The organism is Duganella sp. GW821-FHT07F09, assembly GCF_059418705.1.
Map to the genome: position 1 here is coordinate 292,102 of NZ_JBWKQJ010000003.1, position 15,042 is coordinate 307,143.

A 15,042-nucleotide genomic window follows, 5' to 3' on the forward strand; every position below is an offset into this window, starting at 1 on the left:
TAGGGCTTTAAATTGACATTTTTATTTAAACTTGAACTTTGCGTAGCGCAAAGCGTATTCAAGTGGCTCAGCTTGCTTCGTATTCAACCGTTGCAGCGCACCTTCGGTGGGGACGGTATCGACAAGTTTCTGCTGGGTATTTGCCTTGTTGTTCACGGTGAAAGGCAGGCCCGGGATACTCTCGCCATGCGAGTCTTTGTAAACAATCTGCTCGTCGAAATTCGTTAGCAATGTTTTACCAGGTGGTACTATGGTGGCGGTGACACTGGGCAGTGTGCCAAGCTCTGCATTGACGCTCGCGCCGCCATCGAAAATATGCTGCCCACCCTTGACCGTAAAGTTGCCCGGGCAAGCGAAAGTGATATTCCCACCTTCCAGCGTCACCGTGGACTGTCCAGCCTGTAGCACGATCTTCTGGCTCGCTTTGACTTCGATGACATCGTTGACCGACACGATCGTGATCGCCTTGTCCGCCAGAATCTCCAACTGATCCGTATGCGCCTGCAGCGACACCGGCCCGTTGGCCGCGATCGCCTGGATGCCGCCGGCGTGCGTGAACAAGCCCGTCGCGTTGGCCGACACCGACGCCACCGTGAACGCGGCGGCCATATGCATATCGGACTGCGTGGTCCACTGCAACTGCCCGCCCGCGAACAGCACGGTGGATGCCGGCGTGGCCCAGTTGATGCTCGCCGGCGCTTCCATCAGCACGATCGGCTCGCCGAACTTCTCCACCGGCGCGCCGCTGTCGAGGTCTCGCGCGCCGGCCGTGGCCTTCAACGGATCGTGCCCGCCGACGGCGCCATCAAATTTCCCTTTTTGCTCAGGATCGATCTGTGTGATGAAATCGATCTGCGCCTGGTTGGCGTCCTTGCTGACGAGCGCCTTCTGCTGCGTGGCGGCGTCGGCCAGGTTCTTGCTCAGTTCGGAGGCGGCGCGCAGCAGGCCGGTCGCCTCCGCGCTGTCGAGCTGGGTCGATGTGACGCCGGCGCCTTGTTGTGCGCGCGCGGTGGCCGAGATCAGCATGCCTTCGCCCGAGCGCAACACGCCCCAGGCGTCGGTGCGCAGCTCGAACCCTTGGCCACGATAGTTGCCGCGTTGCGCCGAACCTGGCGTCTGCTGCACCAGGTAGCCCAGGTTCAACTGCGTGGCGGCGCTTGACGTGGCCAGGCGCGTGCGCAGCTGGCCGGGCGTGTCGTCGACCACCCATTGGTTGTAGCCGCCACCGTCGAAATTATTGCTGTGCATGCCGGAGATCACCCCGGCGTGGTTGATGTCGGTATCGACGCCGGCCGAGTAGGGCGGGGTGTCGGCGCCGGTGTAGAGCTGCGCGACCACCAGTGGGCGGTCCATGTCGCCCTCGATGAAGTCGACCAGCACCTCGGTGCCGATGCGCGGCGTGAACTGCGAGCCCCAGTTGGGGCCGGCCAGCGCCTCGGCCACGCGCACCCAGGTGCCGGAGCCGTCGTTGCCGGGGGCGTTGCCCTTGTCGTCGGTGTTGTGCGGCAGGCCGCCTGCGTTGGCGCCGGCGCCGCGCTGCCAGGCGAACTGGATGCGCACCTGGTGTTCACGCGTGGTGGTGTTGATGGCGTCGGGCAGGCCGACCACCAGCGCCGTTTGCGGTCCCAGTGAGGCGCCGTTGAAGCGCTCGGCGGCCGCGCGCGGGACAATGGCGACCGTGTCGCGCACGCAGGCGAAGCGGTTGCGGTAGGTGCCCGCCTCCAGTTGCGAGCCGGCGAACTTGGCCAGCGTGGCGAGGCCGGCCTTGGCCGCGCCGATCAGCTTGCCCAGGCCGCCAAGGGCCGGTTCGACGTTGTTGCGTCCCTCGTGCTCGACCCACAGCGCGGTGAATTTGTTGGCGCCGTCGGCGTAGTGCTCGTGCTGGGTCAGCTGGAAGCCGTGGCCGGCCGCCAGGCGGCGCACCGATCCCTGGCCTTCGAACAGTTTGTTGTCGAGCTCGAGCGCTTGCAGCATCAGCCGGCTGTGCGGGTCGGCGGCGGCGCTGTCGGCGTGGCGCCGCTCGGCGCTGCCGTCGTAGATCGACAAGGCCGGCAGTTCGCCGATGTCCAGGCTGGTCGCTTGCTCGGCGGCCGGGGCCACCAGTTGCGTCGGGTCCCAGCTGCTGATGGTCACGGCGTTGGCCTGAATGCGGCGCAGCGCGTTGAATTCGTCGATGGCGTCGTCGCTGTCGGTGGCGCGCACGCCGTGGAAGCGCAACGCGGCGCCGCCCACCGTTTCCGGCGCGACGGCCTTGCTGTCGAAGAAGACGACCTTGTGTTTGGCTTGCTTCTGACCGCCGCCTTCGGAATCGGCCGCGCCTTCTTTCTGGTCGTGCTCGAAGCGCCAGCTCAGGCCTTCGGATGCCAGCACGCGCTGCAGGAATTCGAGGTCGCTTTCGCGGTATTGCGTCCAGATCGGCCGCGCCACCAGGGTTTGCGTGATGTCGAATTCGAACCGCACCTGCTTGTAATCGGCCAGCAGCTCGGTGACCAGGTCTTGCGCGTTCTTGTCCTGGAAGATGTAGCTGTCGCGGCGCAGGCCGAGCAGGGCCAGGCCCGGTTCGAGCCGCAGCCGGTAGCGCGCCAGGCCGCCGTCGGCGCCCAGCCAGGCGGCGTCGGTGCAGATGCCGTGCCAGGCGCGGCGCGTGCCGTCGGCCTGCAGCAGCTTGAGCGTGATTTCCTCGCCGATGAACTCGGCCAGCTCGAGGTCGGTCGAGGTGCTGAGCGCGTCGATGTCGAAGCGGAACAGTTCGTTGACCGCTTCGCGGCCCGTGAAGCGCTCGGGCATCAGCGACTCGGGCAGCGTCGAGTCCTGCGCGCTGGCCAGGGTGATCAGGCGCGCGTGCTGGCTCAGGCCGGTTCCGAACAGCCCGTCCACCAAGGACGAGCCCGGCAGGTCGGGCATGCTCATCACGGCAACGTGATGGTCAGGTTGGCCTGCTTGGGTGCGAGCTTGACCACGTCGTTGTAGGCGCTCATGCTGGTTTCGGTGCTATGGCCGAGCATGCTGCGCAGGCCGATGTAGCCGAGCGCGCCGATCAGCGCGAACACCGAGCACAGCACCCACAGCGGGACGTCGTTGCGCAGCTTGTGGATGATCTGGTCGGGCCGTTCCGCGTGCGGCGCGAAGCCCGATTTCTTGCCCTTCATGTGGGCGATCTCGTCGCCCAGGCGCGCCGTCAGGTAGGCCAGCTTTTCCGAGCCCTCGATGATGTAGCGGCCCTGGAAGCCCAGCAGCAGGCACATGTGGAACACTTCGAGCGCCTGCAGGTGGGCGCTGCCGCGCGCGCGCAGGCTTTCGAGGCGGTTGAAGAAGTTTTCGCCGGCCAGCTGGTCGCCGAACAGCACCAGTTGCAGCGGGCGGCGCTCCCAGGCGTCGCGGATGCCGTACGGCGAGCGCAGGATGATCTCGTCGACCGCCGCGCAGAAGGCGTACTTGGCGTTGTCGATGTCGTCGGCCGAGGCGCCTTGCTTCTTGGCGCCACGGCTGAAGTCGTCGAGGAACTGCGTCATCTTGGCGATAAAGTCGGCGTTGGCCTGCGGACCGTTGCCGTTCTTGAGCATGAACAGGGCGTAAAAACCGTCGTACATCAGGTCCATCAGCGTGTGTTCGGTGCCCGGGCCGGCGGCGATGGCCGGCGAGAAGGCGGGCTGGCCGCCGGGGATCAGGGAAGGAGGGGCGCTAGTAGTCATGGGTTGGTCTTCAGGAAGTGACGGCGACGAGGTCCAGTTTCAGGTCGCGCATGCCGGACGGAACGTAGATCGAGATCGATTGCGCTTGCAGCATGCGCTCGTACATCTGACCTTTGGCTTCGAGGGCGAAATAATAGGTGTCGGGCCGCACCGGCACGGCCGCCGGCACTTGCGGCGCATGCGTCAGGCGCACGCCCGGCATGGCCGAGAGCACGAATTTCTCGACGTCGTCCGGGGCGCCGATCTTGAAGCGCAGCGGCACCACGTCGACCATTTCGACGCCCGGCAAATCGGCCGAGACGCCCAGGTAGAAGGTGGTCTGGGCGTCGATCTTGCCCGAGTCGAGCATGCCGTGGTGGTACGACGGCTTGACCTCGTTGAGCGCGATGGCGAAGTATTTCGACGAGATGACGGTGTCGAGCAGCTCGCGGATGATGCCGTGCAGGCGGGCGAAGCCGGGACCGGGATCGAGGTGGTCGTACTGCGGCAGATCGCTGAGCGAAATGCCCTTGGAAAAGGTCATCAGCGCGCCCGACAGGCCGAGCAATTGCTCGTAGAGCCGCTCCGGGTGCAGGGTCGGGTGGTGGAAGTAGTGGCTTAGCGAGGCGTAGGCCGAGCTGGCCGTGTGCAGCAGCCAGAACGAGGACATGTCGCCGGAGCGGAATTCGATGACGTGCTTGCTCGGCTCGCGGTGGTGGCCGTACAGCGCGTTGACCTTGGCCTGCAGCGCGTCGAGCAGGCGGCGCAGTTGCAGGAACAGCAACGGGGCGCTGCGGATCGACAGGCTCGGCGGAATGAACGACGGGTCCTGCTCGAAGCCGCCGGTCGACAGCCGGCGCAAGCGCAGCAGCGGCAGGCTGACGTAGGAGTCGCGCGGCTCCGATTCCGACACCAGGCGCAGCGTTTTCTTCAGGTAGGTCAGCTGCGCGTGCGCGGCCTGGGTGTACAGGTCGGGCGTGTCGAGGTTGCTCTGGGCGTAGCGGGCGGCGTTGCTGGGCTGGCCCTCGGGCGCGAAGTTGCCGCCGAAATGCTTGAACGCGGGCAGGGCGGCGTAAAAGGTCAGCGCCTGCTGCGATTGCGGGATATTGCTCAGGTCGATCTCGGCCGGCAGCTCGTCGGCGCCGGGCGCCTGGTAGATCTCGCCGTCCTGGAACACCAGCGCCAGGTCGAGCAGGCGCAAGGTGTTGTTGTGCAGGGCGTCGCGGTCCAGTTGCAACTGGCTCACGCCCCAGGCATAAGGATGCAGCGCCTTGACGCTGTCGTGCAGCCGCTGCTCGTGATAGCGGTCCTGCTGCTGAAAATGCTGGGGACGCAGGAACAGTCCTTCACCCCATAAAAGTTTTCCCGTGATGCTCATCGAATGCCTTATCGCCTCATGCCTGCGAACCAAAAAAAATAATGCCCAATCACAACTGCCAGAACAATAACATTTTCTGGCGCACTGTGAGTGTTTCTTCTACGTAACGTGCTAAGCTTTATAATCTTTCTTTTCGGTAACGCTGTACGGTTGAGTTCGTATTGTACGAGGTAAATTATTAAATTTATGATATTCTGCCGAAAAATGAGAAATTGGCAACAGTTTATGGCAACTGTTCCCGCGTTTAACACATCTGACTTTTGAGGAATACATGAGTACATCCATCCACTTTCGCCGCCTGTTGGGCGGTGCCGCCTGCATCCTGGCCCTGAGCGCCTGCACCACCGCGCCGGTGGTCAAAGTGCCAGAGGCGGTGCCGACCATCGCCGAAGTCATGGGCAAGGCCGCCGCCGCAGACAGCGCCGGCCAGAAGGAAGCGGCGATCGCGTTGTGGAAGCAGGCCGCCGCCGCCTACCCGGCCGACAAGGATCCGTGGACCCGCATGGCGCAGACCAAATACGAGGCCGGCCAGTATGGCGAAGCGATCGTCAACGCCCAGGAGATCCTGGTGCGCGACCCCAACGACCAGCTGGCCAACAGCATCATCGCCATCAGCGGCCTGCGCCTGTCGACCCGCGCGCTTGCCGACCTGAGCCGTCAAAACAACCTGTCCGGTTCGCTGCGCACCGAGTCGCAGGACCTGGCCAAGCTGCTGCGCGAGAGCCTGGGCGAGCAAGTGCTGGTGCCGCCGGCCAAGCCCGCCACGCCGCCGCCACGCAACACGGCAACGAATAAAAAGGGCGGCAAGCAGCCGACCCGCGAACCGAAGGCCGACCCCTTCGACGCGCTGAAGTAATCAGGGTCGAAACGGTCAGTAATTCAGCAATTCCACCCGGCGGCGTCGCCGCGACGCCGCTGTTTATTTTTGAAATGGGGATGTCATGTCGAAAAAAGAGAGTGTTCAGAAACGCCTGCAAAAGGTGCGTCCGCCACGGGTCCAGATGACCTATGACGTCGAGATCGGCGACGCGATCGAGAATAAAGAGCTGCCGTTCGTGATGGGCGTGGTGGGCGATTTCGGCGGCAACTCCGAAGTCGAACAGAAGCGCTTGAAGGAGCGCAAGTTCGTCAACATCGACCGCGACAACTTCGACGAGGTGCTCAAGGGCGTCGAGCCGCGCGCCGCCTTCCGCGTGGCCAACGAGCTGGGCGAGGGCGGCGGCGAGTTCGCCGTCGACCTGAAGTTCAAGTCGATGGACGATTTCCGTCCCGAGGCGGTCGTCGAACAAGTCGAGCCGCTGCGCAAGCTGCTCGAGGCGCGCACCAAGCTGGCCGACCTGCGCAACAAGCTGGCCGGCAACGACAAGCTTGAAGACATCCTCAACGACGTCCTGCACAGCACCGAGAAGTTGGCCGAACTGGGCCAGCAAACCACCCCGAAGAAAGATTGAGCCATGTCCGTCCAAACTTCCCCATCGTCGGCCGGCGCGGCCACCACCGAGCTGGCCCTGCTCGACCAGATCGTTGAGCAGAGCAAGGTCGCCAAGTCGAGCGTCGAGCACGCCCGCGCAAAGGACATCATCTCCGAGCTGGTCAGCCAAGTCATGGAGGGCACCGTCGTGGTGTCGGACAACCTGGCCGCCACCATCGACGCCCGCGTCGCCGAGCTCGACAGCCTGATCTCGAAACAGCTCAGCGCCATCATGCACGCGCCGGAATTCCAGAAGCTCGAATCGAGCTGGACCGGCCTGAACTACCTGGTCAAAAATTCGTCGACCGGCCAGAACCTCAAGATCAAGATGCTCAACGCGACCAAGAAGGAGTTGGTCAAGGATTTCCAGAGCGCGCTCGAGTTCGACCAGTCGACCATGTTCAAGAAGGTCTACGAGGAAGAGTTCGGCACGTTCGGCGGCGCCCCGTTCGGCTCGCTGATCGGCGATTTCGAGATCACCCGCCAGCCCGAGGACATGTACTTCATCGAGCAGATGTCGCACGTGGCCGCCGCCTCGCACGCGCCGTTCATCTCGGCCGCCTCGCCGGAGTTGTTCGGCCTGGAGACCTACAGCGACCTGGGCAAGCCGCGCGACCTGTCGAAGGTGTTCGACACTGTCGAGTACGCCAAGTGGAAATCGTTCCGGGAGTCCGAGGATTCGCGCTACGTCGGCCTGACGTTGCCGCGCTTCCTGGGCCGCCAGCCGTTCAACCCGGCCGACGGCATGACCGTCGAGGGCTTTAATTTTGTCGAGGACGTCGACGGCACCGACCACCACAAATATTTGTGGTGCAACGCCGCCTACGCCTTCGGCACCAAGCTGACCAACGCGTTCGAGGACTACGGCTGGTGCGCCGCCATCCGCGGCGTCGAAGGCGGCGGCCTGGTCGAGGACTTGCCGACCCACACCTTCAAGACCGACGAGGGTGAAGTGGCGCTCAAGTGCCCGACCGAGATCGCCATCACCGACCGCCGCGAGAAGGAATTGAGCGACCTCGGCTTCATCTCGCTGGTGCACTGCAAGAACACCGACTACGCCGCCTTCTTCGGCGCGCAATCGACGCAAAAGGCCAAGAAATACAACACCGACGCGGCCAACGCCAACGCGGTGCTGTCGGCCCAGCTGCAATACATCTTCGCCGTCTCGCGCATCGCCCACTACATGAAGGCGATGATGCGCGACAAGATCGGCAGCTTCGCCGCCGCCTCCAACGTCGAGGACTTCCTCAACCGTTGGCTGACCCAATACGTGCTACTGGACGACAACGCCAGCCAGGAACAGAAGGCCCAGTTCCCGCTACGCGAAGCGTCGGTGCAAGTATCCGAGGTGCCGGGACGTCCTGGCGTATACCGCGCCGTGTCGTTCCTGCGCCCGCATTTCCAGCTCGACGAGCTGTCCGTTTCACTCCGTCTGGTCGCGGAGCTGCCTCAATCGACCAAGTCGTAAGTTTTAACTGTTTGTTTTTTAATCCAAAACCGAAAGGAATACCATGGCAATCGACGTATATCTGCAAATCGACGGCATCAAAGGCGAATCCGCCGACAGCACCCACAAAGATTGGATCGAGTGCAAATCGGTCCAGTGGGAAGTGCTGCAGCCTAAATCGGCTACCGCCTCGTCGGCCGGCGGCCACACCGCCGAGCGCACCGAGCACAAAGAGATCGTGATCGCCAAGCTGGCCGACCTGTCGACCCCGCTGCTGCTGCAGACTTGCTCCTCGGGTAAAACCATTCCTAAGGCCAAGTTCGAGTTCCTGCGCGCCGATGGCCAGGGCGAGCGCATCAAGTACTTCGAAATCGAACTGGAAAACGTCCTGATCAGCAGCGTCGCACCGCAAGTGCAACCGGGCGACATCCTGTCCGAGCACGTGTCGATCAAGTACTCGAAAGTGAAGTGGAAGTACACCCAGCAGAAGATCGGTGGCGGTTCGGGCGGCAACACCTCGGGCGGTTGGGATCTGTCGGCCAACAAGACGGCCTAATAACCATTCGCCGTGGATTGCGTGGCGGCGTCGGGACGCCGCGCAATCGACGCCGGCGACCGGGACGACGCGCGTGCGCCATGACGCTCGCCGCGCCCCGTTCGCCATCGCGTCCGGTTCCCCTGTGGCGGCTTGATGCCGCCGCGAACGGGTAGGGAGCCGGCGCGAAAGCTGGATTTATTGTGGCAACCGCCGCCGCCCGACGCGGCGGCGGACGCTGCACTATGTCCGACATTGGGTTTTAATACTGATATTCAGGATGCACATGAAGGGTTTTTCGCCGGGACTGTTCGACCGCCTGATGGACGCGCCCGTCCACGGCGCCACCAGTGCCACCGTGTCCCGGTTGTCGATCGAGGACTTGAAGGACACCGTTGCCCGCGACCTCGAAGCGCTGCTCAACACGCGCACCGTCATCAGCGAGGAGCTGATCAAAAAATTTCCCGAATGCGGCCGCTCGATCCTGACCTACGGCCTCAACGATTTTGCCGGACTCAGCCTGTCGAGCGCCGACGACCGCGCCTACATCTGCGCCTGCCTGGAAAAGGCCATTGCCCGCCACGAGCCGCGCCTGCGCAACGTGCGCGCCTCGCTCGAGATCCAGGAGGGCACGATCAACCGCCTCAATTTCGCCATCACCGCGCTGCTGGTGGTGCACGCGGCGCAAGAGCCGGTCAACTTCGACGCCGTCCTGCAGCCGTCCAGCCTGCATTACACCATTAGCAAGGCGCGCCGTCTGGCGTCGCCGGGAGTCTGACTTGGAAGAACTGTTACCGTACTACGAACGGGAGCTGGGTTTTCTGCGCCGCTATTCGCGCGAATTCTCCGAACGCTATCCTAAAATCGCCGGCCGCCTGTTGATGGGCGGCGAGGTCTGCGAAGATCCGCACATCGAGCGCATGATCCAGTCGTTCGCGCTGCTCAACTCGCGCATCTCCAAGCGGCTCGACGACGACTACCCCGAATTCACCGAGGCGCTGTTCGAGGTGCTGTATCCGCACTACCTGCGGCCGTTCCCGTCGTGCTCGATCGCGCGCATGGACTACAGCGCCGCCGCCGCGCAACTGACCACGGCCACCGAGATCGCCCGTGGGACCGAACTCGACACGCGCCCCGTCAAGGGCGTCGCGTGCACCTTCCGCACCACTTATCCCGTCACCGTCGCGCCGATCGCGCTGTCGCACGCCTCGTTCGCCGCCATCATCGACGCGCCGGAGGCGGTGATGCTGCCGCCGAACGTCAGCTCCGGCCTCAGCATCACCATCGAGACCACCGCCGCGCAGGTCACCGTGTCGCAGCTGGGCATCAAAATGCTGCGCGTGTTCATCGACGGCGAACCGTCGTTCTGCGCCGCGCTGCGCGACGCGCTGTTCCTGCGCACCGTCAAGGCCTGGGTCGAGCCGGAACAGAACGGCCGCTGGACTCCGCTGGCGGCGGTGCCGGTGTGGCCGGCCGGCTTTGGCGAGGACGAATCGCTGATCCCGTTCTCGGCCCGCTCGCATCCGGCCTACCGGCTGCTGACCGAGTATTTCTGCTTCCCGGAAAAATTCAACTTCATCGACATCGACCTGTCGGCGATCGGCGTGTCGCTGCCGGTCGGCTGCAAGCGTTTCACGCTGCACTTGGGCATGAGCGGCCTGCGCACCGATTCGAACACCGCGCGCATGCTGGGCACGATGTCGACCAACAACCTGCTGCTGGGCTGCACGCCGGTGGTCAATCTGTTCCGCCAGCGCGGCGAGCCGATTCGCGTCACGCACACCACCGCCAGCTACCCGGTGCTGGCCGATGCCCGCCGCGCCTACGCCTTCGAGGTGCAATCGATCGACTCGGTCAAGCTGGTGCGGCAGACGCCGCAGGGCGAATCGGTCATCGAGTTCCGGCCGTTTTATTCGCTGCGCCACGGCGAGACGCCGGAAAAGAACGGCCACTACTGGGTCATGCGGCGCGACGAGGTCATCGCCCGCAAGAGCCCCGGCTACGAGACCGAGATTTCGATCGTCGACATCGACTTCGATCCGGCCGCCATCGAGACCAACACCCTGAGCCTGGAGCTGACCTGCACCAACCGCGACCTGCCGGCGTCGCTGACGTACGGCATGCGCGGTGGCGACCTGTTCCTTGAGGGCGGCTCGAGCGTGCGCAGCATCACCTTCCTGCGGCGGCCGACCGACTCCCACCGCTTCGAGCGCGGCCGTGGCGCCCACTGGCGCCTGATCTCCCACCTGTCGCTCAACCATTTGTCGCTGGCCGGCAGCGGCGTCGACGCCTTCCAGGAAATGCTGACCTTGTACGACCTGCCGCGCTCGCCGACGTCGCAGCGCCAGATCCGCGGCATCCACGCGATCAGCAGCAAGGCCGCCAACCACTGGCTGCCGGGCAACCCGTTCGCCTGCCTGGTGCGCGGCACCGAAGTCAGCATCACCATCGACGAGGAAGCCTTCGTCGGTAGCGGCATCCACGCCTTCACCCATATCGTCGAGCGCTTCCTCGGCCTGTACGTGCACGCCAACAGCTTTACGCAATTGGTGGTCGTATCCAAAAAATCAGGGGAGGAGCTGTTGCGATGCACACCACGAAGCGGCGATTTGAACCTAGTGTAATCGAGCGCCTGTTCGAGCAGCCGTATCGCTTTCAGTTCTTCCAGGCGGTGCGCATGCTCGAGCTCTGGCTCAAGCGCAACGGCCTGCCGCACGAGCAGGCGGTGGCCAGCTTCCTGCGCTTCCAGAACTCGCTGTCGCTCAATTTTCCGGCCAGCCAGCTCGAGGCGATGCAGCCCGAGCCGCGCGAGATCGGCCGCGACAGCCAGGCGCTGGGCGAGGCGCTGCGCAACGGTGAGCTGAAATACATCCGCATCACGCCCGCCTTCATGGGCTTTCTCGGCACGGCCGGCGCCTTGCCGGCGCACTACACCGAGCGGGTGGCCGCGCACGCGCTGTACGAAAAAGACGAAGGTCCGCGCGCCTTCCTGGACACCTTTTCCAACCGTGCGCTGGCGCTGTTCTATGAATCGTGGCGCAAGTACCGGCTGGAGCTGAAGTACCAGATCGACGGCAAGGACCGCTTCCTGCCGTTGTTGCTGTCCCTGGCCGGCATCGGCAACGAGTCGCTCAAGCACCGCCTGTCCGACCACGGCGAGGGCGTGCTCGACGAATCGATCGGCTATTTCGCCGCCGCCATGCGGCACCGGCCGGCGTCGTCGGTGTCGATCGGCCACGTGCTGAGCGAGTACTTCGGCCAGCGCGTGACGGTGACCCAATTCATCGGCGCCTGGTACGACGTGCCGCCCGGCCAGCAGAGCGCGCTGGGCGGCGCCAACGCCCAGCTGGGCACCAGCGCGCTGGTTGGCCAGCGGGTGTGGCAGCGCGACCTGCGTATGCTGCTCACGGTCGGTCCGCTGCCGCGCGCCAGCTTCGATTCCTTCCTGCCTGGTGGCAAGGCCGCCAAGGCGCTGGAGAAGATGCTGACCATGTTTACCGGCATGTCGCTCGAATACGAGGTGCAGCTGGTGCTGCGCGCGGCCGACGTCGAGGGTGTGACCCTGAGCGACGAGCGCGCCGGCGGCCGCCTGGGCTGGGACAGTTTCCTCATCACCGGCGACGAGCGGCGCGACCGCGCCGATGTGCGCTATGAAATCCATACCCTGTAATGTTTCCGCAAACCCGAACCTATTTAATCGAACAAGGAAAACCGCGCTATGAGCATTAACCTGAAGACGTTGATCGGCAAGCTGAACGACACCAGCCGCACCGCCGCCACGCGCGCCGCCAGCATTTGCGTCGGCCTCGGCCAATTCGAGGTCGATCTCGAGCACTTGTTCCTGGCGCTGCTGGAACAGCCGAAGAGCGACTTCGTCGTCATCGCCCGCAAGAGCGGCATCAGCATCCCGATGCTGGAGGCGGACCTGCAAGCGGAGGTGTCGCGCCTGAAGACCGGCAACACGCGCACGCCGGTGTTCTCGGCGCGCCTGCCGAAGCTGTTCGAAAACGCTTGGCTGATCGCCTCGCTCGACATCCAGGCCGGACGCCAGAGCAGCATCCGCAGCGGCCACCTGTTGCAGGCGTTGCTGACCGACAGCGAACTGGCGCAGCTGGCCTATCGCGGCTCCAAGCTGTTCAATAAATTCAATGTCGACGAGATCAAACACAAGCTCGACAAGCTGACCGAGGGTTCGCAGGAAGCGGTCGCGGCGGGCGAGGGCGCGCCGGCCGGCGAGCAGGATGCAGGCGGCGACCCGGTCGGCGAGCTGGCCGGCCAGGCCGCGTCGAAGACGCCGGCGCTGGACCAGTTCACCACCAACCTGACGCAGCGCGCGCGCGACGGCAAGGTCGACCCGGTGATCGGGCGCGACATGGAAATCCGCCAGGCCATCGACATCCTGATGCGCCGCCGCCAGAACAATCCTATCCTGACGGGCGAGGCCGGCGTCGGCAAGACCGCCGTGGTCGAGGGCCTGGCGCTGCGTATCTCGCAGGACGACGTGCCCGATATCCTCAAAGGCGTGGAGATCCACACCTTGGACATGGGCCTGCTGCAAGCCGGCGCCAGCGTCAAGGGCGAGTTCGAGAACCGCCTGAAAAACGTCATCGACGAAGTCAAGAAAAGCCCGCACGCCATCATCCTGTTCATCGACGAGGCGCACACGATGATCGGCGCCGGCGGCACGGCCGGCCAGAACGACGCCGCCAACCTGTTGAAGCCTGCGCTGGCGCGTGGCGAGCTGCGTACCATCGCCGCCACCACCTGGGGCGAGTACAAGAAATACTTCGAAAAAGACGCCGCGCTGGCGCGCCGCTTCCAGGTCGTCAAGATCGAGGAGCCGAGCGAGGAACTGGCTTGCGCCATGTTGCGCGGCATGGCGCCGCTGATGGAAAAACACTTCAACGTGCGCGTCTACGACGAGGCCATCACCGAGGCGGTGCGCCTGTCGCACCGCTACATCATGGGCCGCCAACTGCCCGACAAGGCCATCAGCGTGCTCGACACCGCCTGCGCGAAGGTGGCGCTGGGCCAGAACGCCACCCCGGCCCTAATCGAGAACCTGGTCAAAAAGCTGGACCGCATCGATGCCGAGATCGCATCGCTGGCGCGTGAGGAAAGCGGCGGCGGCAGCCATGCGGCGCGCCTGACCGAGCTGCGTTCGGAGCGCGCCAAGGCCAGCGACGAACACGGCACCCTGGCCGCGCGCTGGGAGCTGGAGAAGGGCCTGACCGAGAAGATCAAGGCGGCGCGCCTGGAACTGGAAACAGCCGGCGCCGAGAAAGCCCCGGCCAAGAACGCGGCGGCCGGTGTGCAGGCGCTGATCAAGGAATTGAAGGCGCTGCAGGGCGAGGCGCCGATGGTGCCGGTGCAGGTCGACGGCCATGTGGTGGCCGAGATTGTGGCTGGCTGGACCGGCATCCCGCTGGGCAAGATGGTCAAGGACGAGATCAAGACTGTGCTCAAGCTGAACGAGATGCTGGAGGAGCGCGTGCTAGGGCAACCGCATGCGATCGAGGCGGTGGCGCAGCGCGTGCGTACGTCGCGCGCGAATCTGGACGATCCGAACAAGCCGAAGGGCGTGTTCCTGTTCGTCGGGCCGTCGGGCATCGGCAAGACCGAGACCGCGCTGGCGCTGGCCGATGTGCTGTACGGCGGTGAGCGCAAGCTGATCACCATCAACATGAGCGAGTACCAGGAGGCGCACAGCGTATCGGGGCTGAAGGGTTCGCCGCCGGGTTATGTGGGCTATGGCGAGGGCGGTGTGCTGACCGAGGCCGTGCGCCGCAATCCGTACAGCGTGGTGCTGCTCGACGAAGTCGAGAAGGCGCATCCGGATGTGATGGAGTTGTTCTTCCAGGTGTTCGACAAGGGCGTGATGGATGACGCCGAGGGCCGCGAGATCGACTTCAAGAACACCATCATCATTTTGACGTCGAACGTGGCGTCGAGCACGATGATGCAGGCTTGCCTGAACAAGGAGCCGAAGGACATGCCGACGCCGGAACAGCTGGAGCAGGTGATTCGGCCGCATTTGATGAAGGTGTTCAAGCCGGCGTTCCTGGGGCGCTTGAAGGTGATTCCGTATTATCCGATCGCCGATGACGTGCTGGTCAAGATCATCGAGCTCAAGCTGGGCAAGATCGCGCGGCGGATTTCAGAGAACCACAAGGCGGAGCTGACGTACGACGAGGCGCTGGTCGAGGCGGTGCTGGCGCGTTGCACCGAGGTGGATTCGGGCGCGCGCAATGTCGACAATATTTTGAACGGGAGTTTGTTGCCGGAAGTCGCCGAATCGGTGCTGGCCAAGATGGCGGAGGGCGCCACGATCTCCAAGATCAAGGTCAGCGCCGACAAGAAGGGGCAGTTCAAGTACACCATTAAGTGATGCGTCTTGCTTGATTGGCGGATCACACATGGCGGATTACGCTTCGCTAATCCGCCCTACGTGTATCGGCGTGTGCGGCGCGGTTCCGAGTCGGCCGCACGCGTTGACGCGCGCGCCATGGCCCGTGTCGTCCGCGAATTCGAGGAGACACG

At 64.2% G+C, this 15,042-nt stretch carries 11 protein-coding genes; 8 read left to right on the top strand and 3 right to left on the bottom strand.

The features are described from left to right. Nucleotides 1-21: 21 nt before the first annotated feature. The 3 genes from AC07P1_RS09835 to tssK are packed head-to-tail and all read right to left on the bottom strand — an operon-like array spanning nucleotide 22 to nucleotide 5,049. Nucleotides 22-2,910 carry a type VI secretion system Vgr family protein gene (locus tag AC07P1_RS09835; RefSeq protein ID WP_494695619.1) on the bottom strand — a complete coding sequence of 963 codons (2,889 nt, stop codon included), beginning with the start codon at nucleotides 2,908-2,910 and terminating at the stop codon, nucleotides 22-24. Continuing rightward, the gene (icmH, locus tag AC07P1_RS09840; RefSeq protein ID WP_494695620.1) at nucleotides 2,910-3,692 is read right to left on the bottom strand and encodes a type IVB secretion system protein IcmH/DotU; all 783 of its coding nucleotides are present in this window, start codon (nucleotides 3,690-3,692) and stop codon (nucleotides 2,910-2,912) included. The genes AC07P1_RS09835 and icmH overlap by 1 nt, the downstream gene beginning before the upstream one ends. Before the next feature lie 10 nt (nucleotides 3,693-3,702). Continuing rightward, nucleotides 3,703-5,049, bottom strand: coding sequence for a type VI secretion system baseplate subunit TssK (gene tssK / locus AC07P1_RS09845; protein ID WP_494695621.1), 1,347 nt, complete (start codon nucleotides 5,047-5,049; stop codon nucleotides 3,703-3,705). 271 nt (nucleotides 5,050-5,320) lie between these two features. Here tssK and AC07P1_RS09850 point away from each other — a divergent pair, with 271 nt between their 5' ends. From AC07P1_RS09850 to tssH, 8 genes are all read left to right on the top strand, one after another. Further along, nucleotides 5,321-5,905 carry a tetratricopeptide repeat protein gene (locus tag AC07P1_RS09850; protein ID WP_494695622.1) on the top strand — a complete coding sequence of 195 codons (585 nt, stop codon included), beginning with the start codon at nucleotides 5,321-5,323 and terminating at the stop codon, nucleotides 5,903-5,905. An 85-nt stretch (nucleotides 5,906-5,990) separates the two neighbouring features. Next, nucleotides 5,991-6,500: a type VI secretion system contractile sheath small subunit gene (gene tssB / locus AC07P1_RS09855; RefSeq protein ID WP_471706281.1), complete on the top strand. Its 510-nt coding sequence runs from the start codon at nucleotides 5,991-5,993 to the stop codon at nucleotides 6,498-6,500. Nucleotides 6,501-6,503: 3 nt separating this feature from the next. After that, nucleotides 6,504-7,988 carry a type VI secretion system contractile sheath large subunit gene (gene tssC, locus AC07P1_RS09860; RefSeq protein WP_494695623.1) on the top strand — a complete coding sequence of 495 codons (1,485 nt, stop codon included), beginning with the start codon at nucleotides 6,504-6,506 and terminating at the stop codon, nucleotides 7,986-7,988. 43 nt (nucleotides 7,989-8,031) lie between these two features. Then, nucleotides 8,032-8,523: an Hcp family type VI secretion system effector gene (locus AC07P1_RS09865; RefSeq protein WP_090313453.1), complete on the top strand. Its 492-nt coding sequence runs from the start codon at nucleotides 8,032-8,034 to the stop codon at nucleotides 8,521-8,523. A 265-nt stretch (nucleotides 8,524-8,788) separates the two neighbouring features. Further along, nucleotides 8,789-9,280 (top strand): type VI secretion system baseplate subunit TssE, encoded by a 492-nt coding sequence (gene tssE / locus AC07P1_RS09870; RefSeq protein ID WP_494695624.1) that lies wholly within the window; start codon nucleotides 8,789-8,791, stop codon nucleotides 9,278-9,280. A 1-nt stretch (nucleotide 9,281) separates the two neighbouring features. Further along, entirely contained in the window at nucleotides 9,282-11,126 is a 1,845-nt protein-coding gene (tssF, locus tag AC07P1_RS09875; protein WP_494695625.1) for a type VI secretion system baseplate subunit TssF, read from the top strand. Further along, nucleotides 11,090-12,172, top strand: a complete 1,083-nt coding sequence (gene tssG / locus AC07P1_RS09880) for a type VI secretion system baseplate subunit TssG (RefSeq protein ID WP_494695626.1) — start codon at nucleotides 11,090-11,092, stop codon at nucleotides 12,170-12,172. The genes tssF and tssG overlap by 37 nt, the downstream gene beginning before the upstream one ends. 48 nt (nucleotides 12,173-12,220) lie before the next feature. Then, entirely contained in the window at nucleotides 12,221-14,890 is a 2,670-nt protein-coding gene (gene tssH, locus AC07P1_RS09885) for a type VI secretion system ATPase TssH (RefSeq protein WP_494695627.1), read from the top strand. Nucleotides 14,891-15,042: the final 152 nt, after the last annotated feature.

Coding starts and splice junctions, on each gene's coding strand:
- AC07P1_RS09850 (WP_494695622.1), top strand. CDS start 5,321: ATGAGTACATCCATCCACTTTCGCCGCCTGTTGGGCGGTGCCGCCTGC.
- AC07P1_RS09865 (WP_090313453.1), top strand. CDS start 8,032: ATGGCAATCGACGTATATCTGCAAATCGACGGCATCAAAGGCGAATCC.
- tssK (WP_494695621.1), bottom strand. CDS start 5,049: ATGAGCATCACGGGAAAACTTTTATGGGGTGAAGGACTGTTCCTGCGT.
- tssC (WP_494695623.1), top strand. CDS start 6,504: ATGTCCGTCCAAACTTCCCCATCGTCGGCCGGCGCGGCCACCACCGAG.
- tssH (WP_494695627.1), top strand. CDS start 12,221: ATGAGCATTAACCTGAAGACGTTGATCGGCAAGCTGAACGACACCAGC.
- tssE (WP_494695624.1), top strand. CDS start 8,789: ATGAAGGGTTTTTCGCCGGGACTGTTCGACCGCCTGATGGACGCGCCC.
- AC07P1_RS09835 (WP_494695619.1), bottom strand. CDS start 2,910: ATGAGCATGCCCGACCTGCCGGGCTCGTCCTTGGTGGACGGGCTGTTC.
- tssB (WP_471706281.1), top strand. CDS start 5,991: ATGTCGAAAAAAGAGAGTGTTCAGAAACGCCTGCAAAAGGTGCGTCCG.
- icmH (WP_494695620.1), bottom strand. CDS start 3,692: ATGACTACTAGCGCCCCTCCTTCCCTGATCCCCGGCGGCCAGCCCGCC.
- tssG (WP_494695626.1), top strand. CDS start 11,090: ATGCACACCACGAAGCGGCGATTTGAACCTAGTGTAATCGAGCGCCTG.